The organism is Treponema succinifaciens DSM 2489, assembly GCF_000195275.1.
Taxonomy (GTDB): domain Bacteria; phylum Spirochaetota; class Spirochaetia; order Treponematales; family Treponemataceae; genus Treponema_D; species Treponema_D succinifaciens.
The window spans coordinates 577,357-600,592 of the sequence record NC_015385.1; the positions used below are offsets into that span (position 1 = coordinate 577,357).

23 protein-coding genes are annotated in these 23,236 nt (G+C 38.5%); 14 read left to right on the top strand and 9 right to left on the bottom strand.

Annotated elements, in window-relative coordinates; all coding sequences use genetic code 11:
• The first annotated feature begins 202 nt into the window (after positions 1–202).
• Both TRESU_RS02655 and TRESU_RS02660 read left to right on the top strand, forming a co-directional pair.
• Entirely contained in the window at positions 203–1,312 is a 1,110-nt protein-coding gene (locus TRESU_RS02655; protein WP_041612162.1) for an AAA family ATPase, read from the top strand.
• The gene (locus tag TRESU_RS02660) at positions 1,309–4,404 is read left to right on the top strand and encodes a type I restriction endonuclease subunit R (protein WP_013700774.1); all 3,096 of its coding nucleotides are present in this window, start codon (positions 1,309–1,311) and stop codon (positions 4,402–4,404) included. The genes TRESU_RS02655 and TRESU_RS02660 overlap by 4 nt, the downstream gene beginning before the upstream one ends.
• 110 nt (positions 4,405–4,514) lie before the next feature.
• Here TRESU_RS02660 and TRESU_RS15790 read toward each other — a convergent pair whose 3' ends face one another.
• The 8 genes from TRESU_RS15790 to TRESU_RS15070 form a co-directional block, all read right to left on the bottom strand.
• On the bottom strand, positions 4,515–4,703 hold the full coding sequence (locus TRESU_RS15790) for a ClbS/DfsB family four-helix bundle protein (protein WP_148228306.1): 189 nt from the start codon (positions 4,701–4,703) through the stop codon (positions 4,515–4,517).
• On the bottom strand, positions 4,700–4,987 hold the full coding sequence (locus TRESU_RS15795; protein WP_148228242.1) for an aspartate/glutamate racemase family protein: 288 nt from the start codon (positions 4,985–4,987) through the stop codon (positions 4,700–4,702). The genes TRESU_RS15790 and TRESU_RS15795 overlap by 4 nt, the downstream gene beginning before the upstream one ends.
• A gap of 148 nt (positions 4,988–5,135) precedes the next feature.
• On the bottom strand, positions 5,136–5,612 hold the full coding sequence (locus TRESU_RS02670) for a pyridoxamine 5'-phosphate oxidase family protein (RefSeq protein ID WP_215904938.1): 477 nt from the start codon (positions 5,610–5,612) through the stop codon (positions 5,136–5,138).
• A 181-nt stretch (positions 5,613–5,793) separates the two neighbouring features.
• Entirely contained in the window at positions 5,794–6,231 is a 438-nt protein-coding gene (locus TRESU_RS02675) for a hypothetical protein (RefSeq protein ID WP_013700776.1), read from the bottom strand.
• Between the two features lie 14 nt (positions 6,232–6,245).
• Complete coding sequence (locus TRESU_RS02680; RefSeq protein ID WP_013700777.1) at positions 6,246–6,806, bottom strand: AAA family ATPase; 561 nt, start codon at positions 6,804–6,806, stop codon at positions 6,246–6,248.
• A gap of 3 nt (positions 6,807–6,809) precedes the next feature.
• A complete protein-coding gene (locus TRESU_RS02685) occupies positions 6,810–7,946 on the bottom strand; it encodes a sodium ion-translocating decarboxylase subunit beta (RefSeq protein WP_013700778.1) in 1,137 nt (378 codons plus the stop codon).
• A 224-nt stretch (positions 7,947–8,170) separates the two neighbouring features.
• Positions 8,171–10,057 carry a methyl-accepting chemotaxis protein gene (locus tag TRESU_RS14035; protein ID WP_013700779.1) on the bottom strand — a complete coding sequence of 629 codons (1,887 nt, stop codon included), beginning with the start codon at positions 10,055–10,057 and terminating at the stop codon, positions 8,171–8,173.
• 336 nt (positions 10,058–10,393) lie between these two features.
• Entirely contained in the window at positions 10,394–10,543 is a 150-nt protein-coding gene (locus TRESU_RS15070) for a hypothetical protein (RefSeq protein ID WP_169309729.1), read from the bottom strand.
• Between the two features lie 350 nt (positions 10,544–10,893).
• Here TRESU_RS15070 and TRESU_RS02695 point away from each other — a divergent pair, with 350 nt between their 5' ends.
• The 7 genes from TRESU_RS02695 (at position 10,894) to TRESU_RS02725 (ending at position 18,041) form a co-directional block, all read left to right on the top strand.
• Positions 10,894–11,121 carry a hypothetical protein gene (locus TRESU_RS02695; RefSeq protein ID WP_013700780.1) on the top strand — a complete coding sequence of 76 codons (228 nt, stop codon included), beginning with the start codon at positions 10,894–10,896 and terminating at the stop codon, positions 11,119–11,121.
• A 288-nt stretch (positions 11,122–11,409) separates the two neighbouring features.
• Positions 11,410–11,661, top strand: coding sequence for a hypothetical protein (locus TRESU_RS02700; protein WP_013700781.1), 252 nt, complete (start codon positions 11,410–11,412; stop codon positions 11,659–11,661).
• Positions 11,662–11,693: 32 nt separating this feature from the next.
• Positions 11,694–12,041 (top strand): hypothetical protein, encoded by a 348-nt coding sequence (locus tag TRESU_RS02705; protein ID WP_245535690.1) that lies wholly within the window; start codon positions 11,694–11,696, stop codon positions 12,039–12,041.
• The gene (locus TRESU_RS02710; protein ID WP_013700783.1) at positions 12,038–13,357 is read left to right on the top strand and encodes a DNA cytosine methyltransferase; all 1,320 of its coding nucleotides are present in this window, start codon (positions 12,038–12,040) and stop codon (positions 13,355–13,357) included. Before TRESU_RS02705 ends, TRESU_RS02710 begins: the two co-directional genes overlap by 4 nt.
• On the top strand, positions 13,350–14,906 hold the full coding sequence (locus TRESU_RS14040; protein WP_013700784.1) for an AAA family ATPase: 1,557 nt from the start codon (positions 13,350–13,352) through the stop codon (positions 14,904–14,906). The genes TRESU_RS02710 and TRESU_RS14040 overlap by 8 nt, the downstream gene beginning before the upstream one ends.
• A 220-nt stretch (positions 14,907–15,126) precedes the next feature.
• Positions 15,127–16,512: an LlaJI family restriction endonuclease gene (locus TRESU_RS02720; protein ID WP_013700785.1), complete on the top strand. Its 1,386-nt coding sequence runs from the start codon at positions 15,127–15,129 to the stop codon at positions 16,510–16,512.
• Between the two features lie 314 nt (positions 16,513–16,826).
• Positions 16,827–18,041 carry a hypothetical protein gene (locus TRESU_RS02725; RefSeq protein ID WP_013700786.1) on the top strand — a complete coding sequence of 405 codons (1,215 nt, stop codon included), beginning with the start codon at positions 16,827–16,829 and terminating at the stop codon, positions 18,039–18,041.
• A gap of 6 nt (positions 18,042–18,047) precedes the next feature.
• Here the strand turns inward: TRESU_RS02725 and TRESU_RS02730 are convergent, their stop codons facing one another.
• The gene (locus tag TRESU_RS02730) at positions 18,048–18,422 is read right to left on the bottom strand and encodes a hypothetical protein (protein ID WP_013700787.1); all 375 of its coding nucleotides are present in this window, start codon (positions 18,420–18,422) and stop codon (positions 18,048–18,050) included.
• 155 nt (positions 18,423–18,577) lie between these two features.
• Between TRESU_RS02730 and TRESU_RS15900 the strand changes: the two genes are divergently transcribed.
• From TRESU_RS15900 to TRESU_RS02750, 5 genes are all read left to right on the top strand, one after another.
• The gene (locus TRESU_RS15900) at positions 18,578–18,739 is read left to right on the top strand and encodes a nucleotidyltransferase domain-containing protein (RefSeq protein ID WP_425358551.1); all 162 of its coding nucleotides are present in this window, start codon (positions 18,578–18,580) and stop codon (positions 18,737–18,739) included.
• 140 nt (positions 18,740–18,879) lie between these two features.
• Complete coding sequence (locus TRESU_RS02735; RefSeq protein WP_013700788.1) at positions 18,880–21,177, top strand: hydratase; 2,298 nt, start codon at positions 18,880–18,882, stop codon at positions 21,175–21,177.
• Positions 21,178–21,249: 72 nt separating this feature from the next.
• Entirely contained in the window at positions 21,250–21,750 is a 501-nt protein-coding gene (locus TRESU_RS02740) for a hypothetical protein (RefSeq protein ID WP_013700789.1), read from the top strand.
• Between the two features lie 86 nt (positions 21,751–21,836).
• Positions 21,837–22,637 (top strand): hypothetical protein, encoded by an 801-nt coding sequence (locus TRESU_RS02745; RefSeq protein ID WP_041611910.1) that lies wholly within the window; start codon positions 21,837–21,839, stop codon positions 22,635–22,637.
• 95 nt (positions 22,638–22,732) lie between these two features.
• Entirely contained in the window at positions 22,733–22,948 is a 216-nt protein-coding gene (locus TRESU_RS02750) for a hypothetical protein (protein ID WP_013700791.1), read from the top strand.
• Positions 22,949–23,236: the final 288 nt, after the last annotated feature.

Here is a 23,236-nt window from a genome sequence, read left to right on the forward strand (position 1 = left end):
AGAATAATGACTGCATTGCGACCGCTTCGCCCACTTCGACAGGCTCAGTATCCGAATGATTAATCCTTTTTCACCGGTTGATGTACTTCGACAAGCTCAGCAATCAAGCTTTTGACAGTACCTCTGCCACGGTTGGTGAGCGTAGCCGAACCAACAAGAATTTGTCTTTTAAACAATAATGAATCGTGTTATAATATATTTTATGGGATTAAGTTTAACAGGAATTGCAGAGCAACTGAAAAATAACAATAAAAAAGTCCAATTGATTTATGCATTTAATGGAGTTGGAAAAACTAGACTTTCCCGTGAATTTAAAGAATTAGTAAATCCAAAGCATAGTGAAGAAGAGGATAATTCTCCTATTAAATTTTTATATTACAATGCATTTACAGAGGATTTGTTTGTTTGGGACAATGATTTGGATGGTGATGAAAACAGAAAAATTATTATACAACCAAATAATTTTACAAATTTAGCATTTGGATTTTTGAAAGAACAAGGACAAGATGGTAATATTGCCAATCATTTTAAGCATTACACACATTCTTCAATTACGCCAAAAATCAACGATGATTTTTCAGAAGTAACGTTCTCCATACTCCGTGGCGGAGATGACAGCATAAATAATATAAAAATTTCAAAAGGTGAAGAAAGTAATTTCGTTTGGTGTATTTTTTATAGTCTGATTGAACAGATTGTAGAAGTTTTAAATATTGCAGATGCAAATGATAGAAGCACAAATGATTTCGACCATTTGGAATATATTTTTATTGACGACCCTGTAACATCACTGGATGAAAATCATTTGATTGAACTTGCCGTTGATTTAGCACAATTGATAAAAAACAGTAAATCTGAAGTGAAATTTATAATCACAACGCACAATCCGCTTTTCTATAATGTTTTGTATAATGAACTAGATTTAAAGAATGGATATATGCTAGAACTTCAAGATGATAATACTTATAAACTAACAGAGAAAAAAGGCGATTCAAACAAATGCTTTTCTTATCATCTTTTTTTAATACAAACAATAAAAAAAGCTATAGATTCTAATAATGTCCAAAAATATCATTTTATATTATTAAGAAATCTTTATGAAAAAACTGCAAATTTCTTAGGCTATCCAAAATGGTCTGAATTATTACCAGATGACAAAAAATTATATTATAACCGAATAATTCAATTTACAAGTCATTCGACATTATCTAATGAGATTGTTGCTGAGCCAACAGAACCGGAAAAACAAACTGTAAAATTCTTGCTAAATCATCTTATAAATAATAAATACTATAAGGAATCCTCAAAATGACAGAATACAAGACAATTGCCGAGTCTCCGAATTACATTGTTTTGGACAAATACGTAAAGCCGCTTATGGTCTGCGAGAACGGCTACCAGTCGGAATTTGACTTGGAGCGTGAGCTTGTCGACGACCTGAAAAATCTTGGCTATGAATATCTTCCGGACGTGAAAAACAGCGCGGCTTTGCTTTCAAATGCGCGCACCCAGATTGAAGAGCTGAACAACGTTCATTTTCTTGACAGCGAATGGGAACGCTACGTTCAGACTTACCTTGACAAGCCCGGTGACACAATGGATGACAAGGCGCGCAAGATTCACGATGATTACATTTGCGATTTTGTCTTTGACGACGGACATATTCAGAATATCTATCTTATAGACAGGGAAAAGCTTCTTCGCAACAAGGTTCAGGTAATCCGGCAGTTTGAGCAGACAGGCACTCATCAGAACCGCTACGATGTTACGATTCTTGTGAACGGAATTCCTATGGTGCAGGTGGAGCTGAAAAAGCGCGGTGTTGCAATCCGCGAGGCATTCAATCAGGTTCACCGCTATAGCAAGGAAAGCTTCAATTCCGAACATTCGCTTTACAAGTATCTCCAGGTTTTTGTGATTTCCAACGGAACTGACACACGCTATTTTGCGAATACCACAAAACGGAACAAGAACAGCTTTGACTTTACAATGAACTGGGCAAAGTCCGACAACTCGCTCATAAAAGATTTGACCGATTTTACGCAGACTTTCTTTCAGAAAAACACTTTGCTCAATGTTCTTTTCACTTATTCGGTTTTTGACACGACAAATACGCTTCTTGTAATGCGGCCTTATCAGATTGCGGCTACGGAACGTCTTTTATGGAAAATAAAAAGCTCATACATTGCAAAAAAATGGAGCGGCACGGAAAGCGGCGGATATATATGGCACACGACAGGCTCCGGAAAAACCCTCACAAGCTTCAAGGCGGCCCAGCTTGCTACAAAACTCGATTTTATCGACAAAGTTCTTTTTGTTGTTGACCGAAAGGATTTGGACTACCAGACAATGAAAGAATATCAGCGTTTTTCTCCAGACAGCGTGAACGGCTCGGAAAGCACCGCCGGACTAAAACGGAATCTTGAAAAAGACGACAACAAAATCACCGTAACAACAATTCAAAAACTGAACAACCTTATGAAAAGCGAGGACAATCTTTCAATTTATAAGAAGCAGGTTGTCTTTATTTTTGATGAGTGCCACCGCTCGCAGTTTGGAGAGGCCCAGAAAAATCTTAAGAGAAAATTCAAATTTTATTATCAGTTCGGTTTTACAGGAACTCCGATTTTCACAGAAAATGCGCTCGGTGCGGAAACTACAGCGTCAGTATTTGGAAGGCAGCTTCATTCTTATATAATCACAGACGCAATCCGCGATGAAAAAGTACTTAAATTTAAAGTCGATTATAATGATGTGCGTCCGAAATTTAAGTCAATTGAATCTGAGCAGGACGAAGAAAAACTTTCTGCCGCAGAAAACAAAGCGGCTCTTCTTCATCCTGACAGAATAAAAGAAATCACCCAGTATGTGCTGGATAAATTCAATCAGAAAACCCACAGAAACGCAGGAAGCAAAAACGGATTTAACGCAATGTTTGCAGTCAGTAGCGTTGAATCAGCAAAAATGTACTATCAAATGTTCAAGGATCTTCAGGCTGGACTCGAAAAACAACTGAAAGTTGCCACAATTTTTTCATTTGCCGCAAATGAGGAGCAGAACGCAATCGGAGAAATTCAAGACGAAAGTTTTGAGACAAGCACAATGGATTCAAGCTCAAAAGAATTCCTTGATTCCGCAATAAATGACTACAATAAAATGTTTGCAACAAACTTCAGCACGGAAGGAAAAAGTTTTCAAAATTATTACAGGGACCTTTCTTTGCGTGTAAAAAATCAGGAAATCGACCTTCTTATTGTCGTCGGAATGTTTCTGACCGGTTTTGACGCACCAAAGCTTAACACACTTTTTGTGGACAAAAACTTGCGTTACCACGGACTTATCCAGGCTTATTCACGCACGAACAGGATTTTTGACTCGACAAAGACTTTCGGAAACATTGTTACATTCAGGAACCTGGAGCAGGCAACAATTGGCGCAATCAAGCTTTTTGGAGCAACAAACCATATTATCCTTGAACGAAGCTACAGCGAATATATGCAGGGCTTTAAGGATAAGGAAACAGGAAACTCCTGCCGCGGATATATTGAAGTTGTCAAGGAACTTGAAGAAAAATTCCCGAATCCAGAGGACATTATAACCGAAAATCAAAAAATCGAGTTTATAAAACTTTTCGGTGAATACCTCAGAATAGAAAACGTTCTTCAAAACTATGATGAATTTGCGGGCTTAAAGGCATTTCAACAGATTGACAAAAATGACGAAAAAGAAGTTGAAGATTTTAAGGCGAAATATTATCTGTCTGACGAAACAATCAACTTAATAAAAGATGTGAAAATTCCTTCTGAACGTGCAGTTCAAGACTACAAGTCAACGTACAATGATATCCGGGAGTGGCTCAGAGTTCAAAAGGCCTCCAATCAAAAAGACTCTCTTACGCTTGACTGGAACGATGTAGTTTTTGAAGTAGACCTTTTAAAGTCGCAGGAAATAAATCTTGACTACATTCTTGAATTGATTTTTGAAAACAACAGGAAGAACCAGAACAAAGAGGCTCTAGTTGAAGATGCCCGCCGTCTTATCCGCTCAAGCATTGGAAACAGGGCAAAGGAAAGCCTGCTGGTCGATTTTATCAACAAAACTAATCTTGACGAAATAAATGACAAGGCTGCTTTAATTGACGAATTTTTCAAATATGCCCAGAAAGAGCAGCTGCATGAAGTGGACGAACTGATTGCGGAAGAAAAACTGAATCCGGAAAAAGCAAGGCATTACATAGCAGTTTCCCTGAAAAAAGAGTTCGCAAGCGAGAACGGCACGGAGCTGAATTCAATTCTTCCAAAAATGAGTCCGCTGAACCCGAATTATTTGACAAAGAAACATACAGTTTTTCAGAAGATAACGGCTCTGGTGGAAAAGTTCAAAGGCGTGGGCGGAAATGTGTAGCGGTCATTTAGACAAGCTCAATGACCACATTCCGTGTTTCGACGGGCTCAACATTCAGTGGCTCAACATTTCGGTAAACTCAATGACCACATTTTCAGCGATGATTTTCTCTACTTACTTGCGACAATCTTTCTGTGCACCTTCAGTTTTTTTAGCGCCCAGTCGTAGTGGCTACTGGTCGTGCTGATGAAATATGCGCCGAAGTTCGTTGTTCCAAAAAGTCCGGCATTGAAAGTTTTTCTTTTTTTCAGTTCGGAAGCTGTTGCATCGGCAATATGGATCACAGGAATTTTTATCATTGACTGGATCTGCATATAAACTTGTGCATTGTGTTGGTGCAGACTAAAATAAAATCTGCTCCTGACATTTCAAGTTTTTTTGCAGCTTCTCCAAGAATGAAAGTGCTTTTTTCCCAATTTCCACAGGACTGACATTTTTCAATTTCATCGAAGTCAACACTGTAAAGAATTATTTTTGCAGAATGAAGTCCACCAAGTTTTGTTTTGATTTCTTCATTTATGATTTTATAATATGGAATTGTACTTTCCCAACTCATTCCACCGATAAGTCCGATTGTTTTCATTTTAACCCTCCAATAAAAATATTTTTATAACTGATGTTATTTTTTTTATAGAGTTTACCTTGAAAAGAAAAAACAATCAACCGAAAAATTCCGCTGATTGTTTTTTAGATTCAGATAATTTAAATTTTTTTATATTATAAATGTTTTGTTATTCCACCTCTTCAATCTGAAGCGTCATGTTGGCTAGTCCGTGGTAATAGTTTACGCTTTGTGCGGTGAAGCGGTAGACGCAGTAGCCTGGATCGTCCACGCCTTTCGGGTAGTATATTTCAAATCCGTCGCGCCAGAGCATTGCCTTTGTTTCGTGGTCAGTACAGACTTCGATTGTGCCGGTGAAGAGCGCGCCCTTGTATTTGTCCTTTGTGTCGTCAACATAGTAAACGCATGCTTTGGGATTCGCCCTGAACTGAGCGACTCGCCGTGAGCCTGTGTTCGTCGAAAAATACTGAACCTTCATGCTTTCGCTTTCGAGTACGAGCATTCCCTTGATCTGCGGAAATCCCTCTCTGTTAACCGAGCCGACGTAGGCGACATTCGCGCCTTTTCTGAGCGCGATGATTTCTTCTCTGACTTTTTCTTTGTTCATAAATACCTCCTGATATGTTGTGCCATTTGTCAATGACAAAACAAAATTTAATATAAAAAAGAAAAGGCTTTAGAAATCAAGATTTTCGGCACTAGACCATCCTGATATTCGTGGATTTTGGTTGAAACTTTGTTTCCACCATTACCGACAGGTCAATGATCCGCCAAGCCGAGTATATCACATCCGGCACAGCGGATAAACAAAACTCCTAAACTGAAATTCATCGTTCGCTCATATATTTTTTTATTTCATCGGAAGTCAGTTTTCGCACTTGTGTGTGCGGATATTCTTTGTATTCTTCAACGCTGAAAACAGGGGACATTTGTCTGCATTTTTTGTCCTTGTTCTTTTTGAGGAAGAGTTCCAGATCTTCGCTTGCGGCGAAAATTTTATAAGATAGCCTAGCTTTGCTGTTTTCAATCTCGTAAATGCCGCATGAGCTTTTTGTTGTGAAGTCGGCTGTCCGCAAATAAAGTTTTGCGATTTCCAATGACTTGAAGGGAAAATTCCATCTTTGCAGGCCTCTTTTCGGGTCGCATTCAATGCAGATGCAGCGTCCGCAAGTTCCGCAGATATATTGAGTGTGGTTTTCCAGACAGTCCAAGGGATTCAGCAGCGGAGTAATTCTGTTTTCGTCTGAGTAACATTCTTCGCACATTTTTTTGCTCCTTTTTAGATTTTAACTTCTCCCTTCATTTTATTCCATTTCTCTACAATGATTTGAGCGTTGCTTTCGAGGCTTCTGCCTCCGTCCAGCTCGATTTTTACGCACGGAAGACTTTTCATCCATTCTTTCTGTTCGCCAAGATTCGGAGAGCTGTCGCTTTCGTATCTTCGGTTGCTTTCCAGAAATTTTTGGTGGCTTTCGTACAAATCTCCGCCTTCAAGTATTCTTTTGCCGAACCGTTCCATTGCCCTTTTGTGGACGCGCCGCAAACGGATTTCAGGCTCGGCGTAAAGAAAGACCATCATCTCAAAATTGTCGTCGAACGCCTGATGAAAGGAGCTCATCGAGCCTGCCATTACAAAATGCTCATAAGGCTCAATGCCGCTTTTCAGCAATCTTATCTTTTCCGCCTTTGAATACATCTGAGTGTATGGCGCGCTCGTGTCTTTCTTCCAAATATAATCGTCCACATCAAAATACGGAAAGCCCAGTTTTTCCGCGACGATTTTCCCAAGCGAGCTTTTTCCGCTTCCGGACGGCCCTGCAATCATTATTCCTGTTGACATTGCCTACATTCCGCCCAAAAATCCCATTATTATTCCGCCTATAACAAGCGACCCGATTTGCCCTGAGACGTTCGCGCTAACCGCGTGCATAAGGATAAAGTTCTGGTTGTCTTCCTCAAGGGCAAGTTTCTGCACCACGCGGCTTGCCATAGGAAACGCAGAGATTCCGCACGCGCCAATCATCGGATTCAGCTTGTTTCCTTTTTTGCGGAACAGGTTCAGGAATTTCGCGAACAGGATTCCGCAGACTGTGTCGCCTGCGAATGCAATCAGCCCCAAAAGCATAATCAGGAGCGTCTGAACGTTAAGGAAATTCTGCGCCGTCATGCTCGCTCCCACGCTGATTCCCAGAAGCAAAGTCACAATGTTTGAAAGTTCGTTCTGCGCCGCCGACGAAAGTTTTTCAAGAACACCGCACTCGCGGATTAAATTTCCGAACATCAGAAAACCGATTAAAGCCGCCGCGTCTGGAATCAGAATGCTTACCGCAACCGTAACCGCCACCGGAAAAACGACCATCACCCAATGCGGAATGTTCTTGTTTTTCGCCTGAATTCTAGTCGTGCGCTCTTTTTTTGTTGTAAGAAGCTTGATTACAGGAGGCATTATAATAGGAACAAGGCTCATGTACGAATAGGCGACAACCGTAATCTGTCCCAAAAGATTTTTTGCGAAACGGCTTGCCACAACAATTGCAGTCGGACCGTCCGCCGCGCCAATAACGCCGATGCTCAGCGCTTCGTTTATGCTGAAACCGAATCCCCAGTATGCGACCGCCGCCGCAATAAAAATCCCGAAATGCGCCACAATCCCGAAAACTAAAAGCCACGGACGTTCAAGCAGCGGCTTAAAGTCAATCATCGCACCTACGCCCACAAAAATCAGCAGCGGAAAAAGTTCCGTCATAATTCCGCAGTCAAAAAGAATCTGAAGCGCGCCGGGATGCTCAGCCGTTCCAAGGACAACCGCCAGCGGAAGATTCACCAGAATCGCACCAAAACCAATCGGCAAGAGCAGCATCGGCTCGTACTTTTTGTAGACCGCAAGAAAAATCAGCAGCGCGCCTATCGCAATCATAGCAAAATTCTGCCAGGTCATCGCCCCGATTCCGCTAAAAAAATAATCCAAAATCCGTTCCATTTCAAAACCTCCGTCTGTAAAATCCGCCACCGCAAAAAAAAGACCCTTTGCCCGGTCACCCTGAAACAAACAGGATAATCAGGCAAAAGGTCTTGTTTCTCCGGTCAAGCCGAAGCCTAAGAACCAGACTCAAAGAGCCGGCTGTTGATTCTTAAGGAAGTAACTACTCCCCCTTTGCTTTTTGCAGTATGCACGGAAAAGGGGAGCAGTGTCAATAGCAAAAGTTAAAATTTAAAGTCCGACATTTTTTCGCTTAATGACTTTACATTTGCAGAATTTTCCAGAACGTGTTCTTTTGAATCCGCCAAAGTTTCTGTAACTTTTTGAACAGATTCGTTAATCGAATTTACTTTTGTGTTTGTTTCTGAAGTAACTTTGTTCAGGTTTTTCATTTCAATTGAAATCTGCTCGCCGCCTTTCAGCATTTCCGCCGCGCCGTCCTTTACAGTTGTTGTTGATTCTGTCAACCGGCTGATTCCTTCAAGAATCTGCTTGTTGCCTTCAGTCTGTTCTGTCATTGCGTTGGAAATTATAAGCTCCTCGTTCTGAACTTTCTTTATGAGAGAATAAATATTGTTGAACTGAACAGAAACTTCGTTTGCGTTTGTGGCAACCGAATTGATTGATTCAGAAAGACTTCGCAGGTTTGTTTCAATGGATTTTGCGCGCTCATTGCTCTGCTCGGCAAGCTTTCTGATTTCGTCCGCAACAACGGAGAATCCTTTTCCGAATTCACCAGCATGGGCAGCTTCAATCGCCGCGTTCATGGAAAGAAGGTTTGTCTGGCTTGCAATGTCCTGAATGACTTTGCTTGCGTCCATAAGCAATGTTGATTTTTCCAGAACTTCTTCGGAAAGCTCGCTTGCAATGTGGACTTTTTTCATTCCGGCTTCGGATGCGCTTTCAAGCTCCTGGACTGTGCCGTTGTTTTTCTTAAGGCTTGAAGTTACACCGTTTACGTTCGCAACCATCTGCTCGATCGCGGCCGACGACTGGTCAATTGCAGATGTCTGCTTTTCAATTTCATTGTTCAAATGGCGGATGTGCTTGATGATTTCTTCAACTGTCGCGCTCGTCTCTTCAACAGAAGCAACCTGATTTATCATTTCATTTTTTACAGAATTTGAAATGCTCTTTACGTTTGCGATTTCTGAAATTGACTGGTCAACGTGCTCAGAAACTTCAGATGAAACAGATAGCGTGGAATTTACGTCCTTGCTGATTTCCTGAAAAATCGTTCTTATGATTTTGTATGCGTTGTTCAAGTCGTTTATGATGATTCCGAAGTCGTTTCTTGTAACAACCTGCGCATGTTTTATGGCATAGTTTTTTTCAGCAAGCGCACCCAAAATAGCTTTTTCCTGCTGAAGGTTGTTCTTTATGTCGTAAGCGGTAACTGAAGTTGTAAGTCCTACTGAAATAAAACTGAATACCGCCGCTGGGAAAATAACTTTCAGAACGCCAGAAACCGAAGAGTCGGATGCAACACTGGGAACCAAAAAAGATGCCGTAATAATTAGAAAGCAGCCCAAAAGATTTACAAGCGTCATCAAGATGATTCGCTCGCGGTTTGATGAAGTTACAACGGATTTGTCAAATGGAAGCCAGTGCAGGAAGTGCTCGAAGCGGCTGTTGAAAACTGTGTAAAAACTGATTCCGTAGAGAAGCATAAAGCCTGTGCATATAAGAATGATTGAAAGATACGGAGAACTTCCTTCAAATGCTGCAAACTGCGTGTCTTTTAAATGAATCACAAAGCAGGCAAGAAAAGGTATTGCAATTCCCAAAACTAAATTTATTGCAAAAATTATTTTTCCGGAATATTTCAATAGAAGATTTATTTTCCTAATGACTTCATCTGTTCCGTCATAAGTTTCTATATTTTTCCGAAGAAACCTGTAAAAAGCAAACGGGCACAAAACCGCAATCACGTATGCAAGAATAGTGTAAGGTGAAAGCAGGATGGTAATAAATTCATCAATTGTGGCAATTCCAGTAATATATAGGTAAACTGGAGCCAGCAAGAATGGTGAAAACGAAGATAAAAGCAGCAGAAAAGGAAGCTTTACATAAAATAATTTTCTGTCAGTTTCTGAAAGTTTTTGTTCCATAAAAAATATTCCTCACAAACAGTATATTTTTATAATAAATCTGTATCAAGTAAAATTTAAATTTTTTACAAAAAATAAATATAAAACTAACAATGCGGAAAAAGCATATCTGTTTTCTTCTGACTTTAATAAAATCCAACTAAAACGAGGTGCACAATGAAAAAATCAATTCTTCTTTCTATTCGGATTTTTTACAGATTGCTGGATTTTCCGTTTGGCGATAAAAAGTCGGAGCAAGCCCGATAATGACAGTAAAATATAAAAGTTTACATTCGCCTTGTTATTATTGATTTACGGTTCCGCGACTTTACAGAATCGAAACTAGAATTATACAAATTAAATACTTGTCGGTATTTTTGTATTTTCAGCTTCTTTTTGTTTTCTTTCTATTTCTTTCTGAAGCTTTTCTTCTTCACGCATTTGTTCTCTAATCAGACGTTGCTCTTCTTTTTCCTTGTGTAGTTTTTCTTGATATTCATAGGACAATCTTAATTCTTTTAATTTTAAATCTTTATACTTTTTTGTAATTTCAGTAGTACTACATCTTTATATTTTGCTTGAAGTTTCAAGTATTCATTTTTTATGAAATTTATGTTTTTAAGCAGTACAAAAAAAAACTAACAATAATAACTATGTTTGAATATGCTTGTTATATGAATAATGTATGTGGAATAAAATTTCCAGGATTTGAATGAATATATTTTTAGAGATGTTTTTGGGGGCATTTTGCTGCATTATTTTCCTATGCCACAAAGTATGTTATAATTTGTTTGTAGGAATTGCTTATGTCAAACCAAGACATTATCTTACAATTTAAAAATAGCAGGGAGGAAAATATGCGAAAAGAATTTTGCGAAAAAGACGGAGTACTCATCACTTATACGAATGATAATGTTTGCTTTGAAGACACAAAGACTGCGGAATCTATTTTGCTTTCAAATGACGGAAAAATTTTGCATTCAAACTTTGACGATAAAAAAAATCAGTTCTATATAGAATATTTGAAGCAAATTTATCCTGCGATTACAACTTACAGAACGTTGGATTCTGTGGAGACTGCGTAAATGCCGGTATATATCAGAACTTTAGGATATAAGATTTACATCTGGTCAAACGAAAAAGACGAGCCAATCCATTTCCATATTTTCCAAATATAGTTACTAAATTTACCTGACAAAGTGGGTATGTTTTGCTTATAGCTTGCTGAGAACAAGGAAAACTTGGTAAAAATCATTTCGTTTGAACTGAAAACCTGTCCTTTTTAACGGCGTTTTTTGGGACAGAAATTCCTTGAGTTTTTCAGTAAAATGACGTATTCTATAGATAGTGGGATTTCCCACTACGGAGAAAATATGTCAATGACAGCCGTAAAAACCTACGATACAAAGACAGACATGAAGAAAAGAATAACTCTCAGAAATTCAAAATATGAATACTATCATGTTCAGGAATTTGCGGACGGTCGGATTGTTCTTGAGCCTCGTGAACTTGTTGTTCCTTTTGAAGTCTCACAGGCAACGCTTGACATGATGGATTCTTCAGTTAAAAACCTAAAAAATGGAAATGTTTCCGAACCACTTGATTTAACGGAATTCGAGGCATAATTTTGTTCAATATTCGCCTAGGAATTCCAGAAATGAAAGAATTTTGGGATTCATTAAAGAAAAAAGTAAAGGAAAAGACAGCCTCGAAAGATGAAGTTTTGCTTTATCAAAAACTTGGAAAGGCAATGCGTCTTCTTTCTGCAAATCCGCGCCATACAGGACTTCACACTCATGATATTGAAGCCCTTTCAAAGCGTTATGAAATGAAAGTGTGGGAATCTTATTTAGAAAATAATAAGCCAGCAGCAGGAAGATTATTTTGGGTGTACGCGCCTAATCAGAATGATATAACGATTATTGGTCTTGAACCTCATCCAGACGCAAAGAAAAATGCGTACAAGAAAATTACATTGTCGGCAGTAGATGGAGAAGAAAAATGAACGAAAAACCTGTCCCAAAAAACGCTCGTTTAAATGAGCAGAAAGTTACACGTAAAAAATCAAAAGTTAATTATGCAGTCCTTGATGAATATTTAGGCGAAAAAACTTTCGATGAAAAATATGCTCTCTTAAGCCATTATATTCAGCTTCAATGTTCTGCTTCCGATGAAAAATATAGAAAGATTCTTGAGCAGAATGGGATTGATGTAAAAAATCTTCCTTCTGCAAAAGATTTTAATTCAAAATTTGATGTTCCATTTTGTGCATCTGAAAGCCTCTCTTTTACTTTTATTGATTTGTTTGCAGGTATTGGCGGATTTAGGCTTGCGATGCAGTCATGTGGTGGTCAGTGCGTTTTTTCTTCTGAATGGGATGATGCCGCAAAGCAGACTTATTTTGAGAACTATGGTGAAGTTCCGTTTGGTGATATTACAAAAACAGAAATTAAAGATTTGATTCCAAAAAAGTTTGATGTACTGTGTGCGGGGTTTCCGTGTCAACCGTTTAGTTATTCTGGTCAAAAAAAAGGTTTTGAGGATAAAACAAGGGGAACTTTATTTTTTGAAATCTGTGAAATTTTAAAAGTTCATAGACCAAAATTTATTTTTCTTGAAAATGTTAAAGGCTTAATTTCTCATAAAAATGGAGAAACAATAGCAACTATACGAACTATTTTAAAAGATGAACTTGGATATGATATTCATGAAGTTATTTTATCATCTTTAGATTTTGAACTTCCTCAAAAAAGAGAGCGGTGGTACTGTGTTGGTTTTTTATCGAAAACGGATTTTGTTTTTCCTGCAGGTACAAAGATTCATAAAAATTTAAGAGACATAATTGATTTAGATAATCAAGATGAAAGTCTGAAATTGCCAAAATTTGAGCTTGATAGAATCGCTTATCATTTTGAGATGGCAAAAAATAAAACGGATAGAGTAAAGCATGATAACTCAAAATATAAACCAAATACAAAAAAAGGCAAGTATGGTGTCTATTCATTTCAGAAATCTGATGGAAGTTTACGCTTTCATGTAGGTGATGTTGCAAAAACTCAAATACAAGAAGCTTTTTATTCGTGCTTAGATACTTATGCTTCAACAATAATTGCAAATCGAACTCCAAAACTATGGGATATAGGAAGAAAACTCTCAGTTAGAGAATCTTTGAGACTCCAAGGATTTCCAGAGAAATTCAGAATTCCAGTTTCTGATAATCAAGCTTATAAGCAGCTTGGAAATTCTGTTTCTGTTCCTGTATTGGAAGCAATAAGTAAAAAACTTTTTGAAAAAATAAAAATGGAGAAGTTAAATGTATAATTTTACACCGCAATGTATTTTTTCTGCTTATAAAAAATTAAATGGTTTTGATGATAAAATTGGTGGTCTTATTTGCATTCTATCTGTTTTAGAAGCGAATATTGTTAGTAATAAAGTATATAGAGTAAATTTGAGAAAGTTAAAATTAACTTTACAAGAAATATTTGACATATCAAAAGAAACATTAAATATAAATGAGGAAAATTGGTTTATTGTTTTTTCAAAAAACTGGAGAAACATTTTTTTCTCAAAAATTATAAAAAATAAAATAGATATTCTTTCTTTGGCTATTTTTTTTCTAAGGCGAACTTCATTTGAGAATAAAATTAATCAAAATGAATTAATTAATTTATTCATACAAAGATTTAATTTGCAATCGGTATCAGATTTGTGGTTTGATAATAATGATTCAGTTAAGCTGGAGTATAATCAATTTGATAATGAAAAAAATCAAAAAGATTTTTATGCTCTTAATAATTTTAATTCTACTTCAGGTGCATTAAAATTTAATGGATCTATAGTAGTTGCAAGCGCAACAGAATTAACTCGTTGTGCACAAGTTCAAACTTTATATGCAGGAATGGATATGAACTCAATTTTATTATTAAATAAAATTGAGTTAAATAGAAGTTACGATTTTGAATCAAATGATAAAATAAGTGATTTAATAGCAAAAACTTGTGATTTTGCAAAAAATCATTTTCAGTTAATTTATTACGGAGTTCCCGGCTGTGGAAAAAGCCACAAAGTTGACAAAATAATAAATGCGGCTATAAATGATAAAAATGATAGGGAGCATCAGGTTATCAGGGTTGTATTTCATCCAGACTATACAAACGCAGATTTTGTTGGGCAAATTATGCCTCTTGTCGATGATGGCATAGAGTATCGGTTTAAGGCTGGTCCTTTTGCAAGAATCTTAAAGCATGCATATAAAGAACATTCCAAAAAATTCTTTCTTGTAATTGAAGAATTGAATCGTGGAAATGCTGCCGCCATTTTTGGAGATTTATTCCAGCTGCTTGATAGGGAAAAAGATGGATTTAGTACTTATTCTATAAACAATCCAGATATAAGCTCTTTTATAATGAGCGAAAATGATTATCATAATGATAAAATTTTGCCAGATTCTAAAGATGTTGGCGGAGAAAAATGGATTTTAGACACACCAATCCGTCTTCCACCGAATCTTTCCATTCTTGCCACGATGAATACAAGCGACCAGAATGTTTTTATGCTTGACAATGCTTTTCAGCGCAGATGGAAAATGGAATATATTCCGAACAATATAAAATATGATGATATGGAAGATTCTCAAAAAAATCAGTATGACTTGAAAATAGGGGAGACAAATATAAAATGGGGAGTTTTTCGCGACAAGATAAATGAAAGGATTTCTGACTCTAAAATTTCATTTTCCAATGCTGAAGACAAGCAGCTAGGGCTTTTCTTTGTTAAGGCGGATTCTGAAACTGACAAAGCTGAAGAAATTCCTGAAACAGATAAACTCGAAAAATCCCTGAGTCTGATTTTGCCAACAAAGTACTGAAATATCTTTGGAACGATATTTTCAAGCGTAATCCAGAAGAGATTTTTCTAGCTGAAATAAAAACTTTTGGCGATTTGCTTTTAAACTTCAAAGGCGCAGACGCCTTTAAAAACTGCTTTAATTCAGATTTAGTCAGTGCACTAAAGCAAAGCAACAGTCCGCTGACTGAATCTCCAGAACAAGTTGCGAAGTCTGAATAATTTCTGGAATTTCAATTTTTATGCCGGAAAAATTATTATCTAAAGAAATACAGATTTCTCTAAAAACTGCGCAGAATGGAAGCGACTTTGTGGGAATAAAAATCACGCAGTCGGAACGGACTGTAACTTTTCCGATGGGATATTTTCCTGAAAAACCAAGCTTGTCTGCCTCAAAAATCAAAAAGGAAGAGCGGAACGAAATCCTGAACCTGATAAAGTCAATTGCTCTTTGCACTTCAAATAAAAATGGCGAGCGGGTTTCTGTTCTGAACGGCGAGCTAAAGTGCGATTTTCCAATAAAATCTATGCTTTATGTAATAGAAGATTTTTTAGACAGAGGAACTTATTATTTTGAAAAGGAAAGTTTATACGCAAAATCCAGCAGCGGAAAAATCAGCTGGAGCCGCACAATAAAAAACATAAAGCCTGCGGTTTCAGAAAGCGGACTTGCATTTTTGGATTTTATTATCCGCAAAAACCGCATTCAGGAAAATCAGTTTATAACCGAGATTCACAAATACTGCGTTTACAAATGCTTTGAGATTTTCGGTTTTCTTTACACTCCGTCTGTTCCCGAAAAAGGCCTGCTTGATGAAGATAATGTTTCAAAAAATAAAAAATATTACATACAGGTCTTGCAGGAAAAAATCGACTCTACTTATCTTGAATCGAGCATTGAACTTTTTTCTAATCTTCTTGATTTTATAAACAATTTTGATTCTGAAAGCGAGACAAAAGAAGCCAGCTACGGAACAAACTGTTTTCAGGTTGTCTGGGAAAGTCTGGTTGATTCAGCTTTTGGAACGGTTGGGCAAACGGAAAAAGAAGAATATTTTTATCCTGCTTCAAGATGGAATTTTCCAGGCAGAAAACCAAAGAATAACGCTCCTTTGCGGCCTGATACAATTATGATTGCAGAAAATCCTTTGGAGCAAAACAGGCGGAAATGTTTCATTATCGATTCAAAATATTACAGCTACACAATGCTCCGAAAACTGGATTCTGAAGAAAACGAGAGCGAGCAGGAAAGCATTTTAATTCACGGCTCAATACCCGGAACTGATTCAATCCAAAAACAGATTACTTATGCGCAATACATAGACGCTGACATAAAGACTTTTGATTCCGAGCGGCGCGAAAAATACCAGTTCAAGCACAGCGATATTTTCAATGTGTTCATTCTGCCGGATGATAATATGGAAAAAAAGTTGCAATACATCGGATATGCGGCAAGCAACTGGCACGATGGCAGCAAAAATTACCACACAATCCACGCTGTAACCTTGGACACAAAGTTTTTACTGGAAAACAGAAATAAGAGAAACTGTGAACTGCAAAATAAACTTGCGAGAATGATTGAAAAGCAAAGCGATGAAATGCAGAAAGGGGCTTGCATAGCTGATTGAAAAAAAAAGTCTATAAAAAATAACTTAACTGTCCTTAATTTCGAGTTTTATAATTTAATGTCATTATCGGGCTTGACACGGGAATGACTATACTTTCGCATTTTGTGATAAAGTATATTCAGACACGGTATGTCCGCTGAGTTTATTCAAATTCAAAGGTGCTTGCCGAAAGAAATCTTGTGTAGTATATTGAGCGAATATATTGTCTAGAGTTGCATTCAATTTATGACAGAAATGCGTGCTGATTGTTTTCGTTTTGATACGCTTGTTTTGGACTGTTTTCTAAATTACAAAAGGTTTGGTGTTTTAAATTTATGTTCGGATTAAAGTTAAAAAATTGGAAGGCTTTGGGAGTTTTTTTATTTTTATTTGTTTTTTTGGGAACTGAAGTTTTTTCTCATGCTTCTGGAACTGTAGAAGAGTGTTCATTCGGAGTTTTCCGTTCGCAGTACGGCGATATGTTCGATGTGCGCTACTGGCAGAATCAGCTTGATGACAATTATTATTTTCATACCGGACTTTATGATGATGCGATTAATTTTGCCTGGGCTGCGAATTTTCTTGGGATTTACTGGGGCGCAGGCTACAATGCAAAAATAATGAATCACAAGGCGTGGCCTCACAATCTGACCGATATGGACGTTTGCATAATGGCAGGCATTCCGTCTCTTGGACTTGGAGTGCGCGCAAGCTATTACGACAAAAATGTTTACAAAGGACTTGGCACTGCCGCTCCTAAAGTTGAAATCGGAAAAACTTTTGAATCAGTTCCTATTAAGCTTGGATTTGAGGCGGAAGGAAAATTCAGATACTGGAAATCTCTTTGTCTTGATGTGGCGCAAATTCCTTTTATTTTAAAGCTGGATTTTTCACCGGATGGAATGCGTGGAGTGGGCGGAACTTATACTGTAATGCCGACTCTCAAATATCCTTCCGCTGTAAATGAAGTTTCGGGGCTTGCTCCGATGCAGGGATTTTCTTTTTGGGCTGGCTGGAAATGGAATATTCTTGACAATTTAAAATTTGGCTTGCGTCCGTCATTTATGATGAATTTCAACTGCGTAAACACTGCGGATAATTCCGTAAACAAAAGGATTTCTGAACTTGAAGAAGACGGAGTTGGAAGAGTTGTAGAAAACACAAACTGGATCCCAGAAAACGGAAACACAGAGTGGCGCGTTAGTGTTCCTTTTTCAGCACTTTATGATGTTACAGAAAATGTTCAGTTTATCGTTGGTTTTAAATGCGGATTTTACTGGGCGAATTTTGACCACATGAGCGAAATGCATAGTGGCGGACGAAACTTGCACGGAACTGTAAACGAAACTGGATTCGCTCTTGGTGTTAAAGCCGAAATGAATGAGAATGCGGTTTTCCAGATAGGTGCTTCATATACAAGACAGCTTTCTTTGAATCCAGAAGGAAACACAACCGGCTCGCCTAAAGATTACGAAACAGACGCTCCAAACGTTTCACTTTCAAATCTTTTTGACCAGCCTGTTACAGCCTCGCTTACATTGCGGTTTTAATTCAGATTATTTCACAACATATTTTCCGTCTGAAATTTCTGAAATTGTGAGCGTGGTTGTATGTTTTATTCTGTGGCTGTAGGTTGCCTTTAAATACATTTCTTTAGTCTGCAAATTTATTCCTGAAAAGAATTCGATTTTTGTAACTTCCTGCTCACAGTTTATTGTTGCGATTGTTCCAGGATTAATTCGTGCGTAAGATTTTGTTGAGTCATCAAATGTAAAACCAATTACAAATGCAGTGTCTTTTGTTGTGTCCTTTATGCTCAGTTCAAAACTTTCATCTGTTCCGAAGTGACAGGCAGAAAATACAACTGCGGATGCAATCAGTGTAAAAATTAAAATGTTTTTTTTGTTTTCAGATAAAACATTGTACAACATGATAGTATTTGTTCTTATTCTAGTAAAGTTTAAAATTAAACAGATATATTTTTTATGGAAGAAAAATTGTAATGGTTTTTGGACTGACTTTAAAATAAGAAAAAATCATAAAAAATCATAAATGAAATATTCGCAAAATATCCGCAGATAAAAAAATCGTTGTTTATGAAAGCCGTGCAGAAGGAAATTTCCGCAAAGGTTCCGATATAGATTTGACGATACTTGATGAAGAAATTCCAAGTTCTGTTCTTTTAAAACTTGTAAACGATTTTGACGGTTCCTTGCTTCCAACAAAAGTTGACATATCGATTTTTTAAAAACTCACAATCCAAGATTTGATTGACTACATAAAAAGGGTCGGGCAGTTTTTTTATCAGAAATAACGAGCGTTGAGAAAATCCGCGTTTTATGCTAATCTCTTCTATATATTTATCTTTTTGACAATTCGAGGAATCTTATGAAACTTTGGGAAAAAGGCGCTTTTCTTTCGGGCGGAAAATTAGTTGAGTCCGTGCCGGGCAAAAATCCGGCTGAGTGTGCTAAAAACACTATTTCTTATTCTATCTTGCAGAGGCACAATACTTCGGGCGATGCTTCTAAACTGAAAATCAAATTTGACAAAATTACTTCGCACGATATTACTTATGTTGGAATTATTCAGACGGCGCGCGCTTCGGGGCTTGAAAAGTTTCCGATTCCTTATGTTTTGACGAACTGCCACAACTCGCTCTGCGCGGTTGGCGGAACGATTAACGAGGACGACCACATGTTCGGGCTTACTTGCGCCCAGAAATACGGAGGAATCTATGTTCCTCCGCATCAGGCTGTAATCCACCAGTTTGCGCGCGAGATGCTTGCGAAGTGCGGCGACATGATTTTGGGTTCAGACAGCCACACCCGGTACGGCGCGCTTGGAACTATGGCGATTGGCGAGGGCGGCGGCGAGCTTGCAAAGCAGCTTCTGGGAAAAACTTACGATGTTAATATGCCGGGCGTTATCGCGGTTTATCTGACCGGTTCTCCTGTTCCGGGCGTCGGCCCGCAGGACGTTGCTCTTGCGATTATCAAGGCTGTTTTTGCGAACGGCTACGTTAAGAACAAGGTGATGGAATTTGTGGGTCCTGGAGTTGCGAATCTTTCCGCTGACTTTAGAATCGGCATTGACGTTATGACGACTGAGACAACCTGTCTTTCTTCAATCTGGTCAACTGATGAGAAAATCCGCGAGTTCTATTCAATTCATGGAAGGGAAGGCGACTACAAGGAATTGAATCCGGGCGCTGACGCTTATTACGACGGCGCGATTGAGCTTGACTTGGGCGAAATCCGGCCGATGATTGCGCTTCCGTTCCATCCGTCTTGCGCATATACAATAGAAGAAGTTAACAAGAATCTTATGGACGTTCTTGAAGAGACTGAAAAGCGCGCTAAAGTTTCGTTCGGCGACAAGGTGAACTTTACGCTCAAAAACAAGGTGATTGACGGAAAACTTTACGTTGACCAGGGCGTTATCGCAGGCTGCGCCGGCGGCGGATTTGAGAACATCTGCGCGGCTGCCGACATCTTGAAGGGAAAGGACACTGGAAACGGAAAATTCCTTTTGAACGTTTATCCTGCTTCAATGCCGGTCTACATGGAGCTTATGAAGAACGGAGCGTTCGCCTCGCTTGTTGACGCGGGCGCAATCGTTAAGACTGCTTTCTGCGGACCTTGCTTCGGCGCGGGCGACACTCCTGCCAACGGCGCTCTTTCAATCCGCCATTCTACAAGAAACTTCCCGAACCGCGAAGGCTCGAAAATCCAGAACGGTCAGCTTGCCTCTGTTGCGCTTATGGACGCACGCTCAATCGCTGCGACTGCCGCAAACAAGGGTTTCCTGACTGCCGCCACAGATTTGGCTGACGGCGAGTTCAGCAAGAAAAAATATTTCTTTGACAAGACAATCTACGAAAAGCGCGTTTACGACTCAAAGGGCGTTGCGCATCCGGAAGTTCAGATTCAGTTCGGACCGAACATCAAGGACTGGCCGGAGATGCAGCCGCTTTCTGACGACATTCTGCTCAAGGTTGTATCTGAAATCCACGACCCGGTTACAACTACGGACGAGCTTATTCCTTCGGGCGAGACTTCAAGTTTCCGCTCAAACCCGCTTGGACTTGCGGAGTTTACTTTGAGCCGCAAAGATCCTGCCTACGTTGGAAGGGCAAAGGCTGTCCGCGACAGGTCGGAAGAGGTCAAGGCGGAAGTGAGCCGCGCGGAAAAGATTCTTGAGGAAAAATATCCTGAGTTCAAGGGAAGAATTGAAAAGGCCGGTCTTGGCTCTACAATCTACGCTGTTAAGCCGGGCGACGGTTCTGCGCGCGAGCAGGCGGCAAGCTGCCAGAGAGTTCTTGGTGCTGCTGCGAACATTGCAAGCGACTACGCCACAAAACGCTACCGCTCGAACCTGATTAACTGGGGAATGATTCCGTTCCTTTATAAGCAGGGCGAGTCGCAAAACTCCGTTTTGCTCTCCGAGTTTTCTGGCGAAAACTCGCGCAATCTTCTTCCAAGCGGTCTTCCGTTTGCGAACGGCGACTACATTTTTGTTCCGGGCGCAAAAAAGATGATTGCGGAAAAACTCCCTGGCGTAAAAGCCTACGCAGTACGCGCCGACGGCACAACCGCCGAGTTCGACCTTGCAACCGGCGACATGACCGACGACGAGCGAAAGATTATTCAGGCAGGATGTTTGATTAACTTTTATAGGGGATAAGAGATAGGAGAAAATGGCTCTTCTTTTAAAGGAGAGCCATTTGTGTGTGTGGGGTTGACTAGGAGAATTTTTATGCGGAAATATTGTAATACATTGTTTGCTTTATTTGGATTTTTTGTTCTTACAGTTTTTTCATCTTGTGCCACAACTTCAATGGTTGATGATTCGACTTTATTTGGAAGAGTATTTTCCAGCGACTCAAACGAAAGACAAATCCACCTTTTTGATTCATCTTCAAATGAAGCTATAACTATATCGAGCAATGATACTGATTCTGGTTTTACGACTTGGGAATGTGAAGATTATGGTTTTGGCGGAAAGACTTTGATAGAGTTCGGATATTTTAGTTTAGGCGAAACAACTTATGGTTTTGTGCTTTATGATGGCGGAGATGAAGGTGAAATTACGCATTACAGCAGGCAAGGTTTAGACCGTAGATGGGACTGGGGAGAAAATGGGCAGTACTCGTTTGTGATAACGCCAGATGGCAACGGAAGATATTACGATTTTACGAATGTTCCTGCTGGAGAATCTACAAAGCCTGCTGGCATTTACAAAGTGTACAAGAAGTAGGTTTTTATATGGCAAAAAAAATCAGGTAAAGTCAGCCTCTTGCAGAACTTTGGGACAGTTATAACAAGTCGAATAGAAACAATAATTTGTCTCCAAAAGAATTTATTCATAAATGGATTGATCCTCAGATAATGAATCCATTCATGCCTGACGGAACATTGACGCAAAGAAATATTCTTATTGCTGATTTGTTCTATGCTGATTCTATAAAGGAATTTCTCCATCTATATTTTGTTGATAAGTCGTTGCGAGATTTCTTGGCTGGTCTGCCGATAAGAGATTTTGACGGTCTTAAAAAATTTATTATTGAAAATGGAACTCAGGAAGAGGATGGAATGATAAGCACTTTAGGTCAAGTAAAATGGCTTGGAACAAAGACTACACATCTTGATTTTGGAATTCATATTCCATTTGAAAATAGAATGAAAGGTTATGCTTTCAGTTTTTTATATAAACCTGAAAATGGTAAACTTGTTTTTGTATGGATGGTAGGTCAAAATGCAGGCTTTCTTCCGTTTGAGCAATATAAGCTCTTAGAAAAAACGGAAGATTCCAAAAAATTAATTGAATATTTTAATCTTGCTGTCAACACAATAGTTTATATGAACACATTTCCTGAGTGTGTTGTTGACGGTGTTCCGAATCAAGTAAAAAATGAATATTCAAAAAAGATAACGATAGCGGAAAAAGTTTTGGAAAATATTGAAAACCCTGATTCCAAAAAGATGATGACTCCTCATTTTAGACGAGGTTATTTTAAAAGACTGACTTCAGATTTTTACACACGCAAAAAAGGTCAATGCGTTTTTGTACGAGAAACAATGGTGAATGGCAAGGCGAAAACTGTCTACACAGCTGACAATCTTGAAAAGCTAAGTGAAGAATAAATTTTATAAAATACAATGATGAAACTTTCCCACCTTCACATGAATATAATGCGAAGTTATCCAAAACATGTTACAATGCTCCAAGGAGGTGCAAAATGTCTTATGATGTTGTAATTGAGCAGGTTAAGGCTCTTCCTGAACAGTTGCTTTCATCGGTTTCGGCTTTTATAAAGCTGTTGGAAGCCGAGCAGCCTGAAATGCACGTAACAAAAACATCTTCGGGAACAAAGAAAAATTTCTTTGGTTTGGCAGGAAAAATCCATCTGAATCGTGATTCCGTAACAGAACTTAGAGAGGCGAGCGTTTTATGATTCTTGCCGATACAAATGTTATCATTAAGATTATTCAGGCAGGATGCTTGATTAATTTTTACAGGGGATAACCAGCCGATGTCTAATTGGCAGGCTTGAACCGACAATCTATAACTAAAAAGCTCTGTTTTACTGATGTGAAACAGGGCTTTTTTTTGTATGAAGATGTTGCAATAGAATATTGAAATTTATTGATTTTGCAAAATGGATTTTTGAAAATACTAAAATAATTATTTCGGATTATAAAATGAATATATTGTAGACAATCGGCTACGAGTATGCTATATT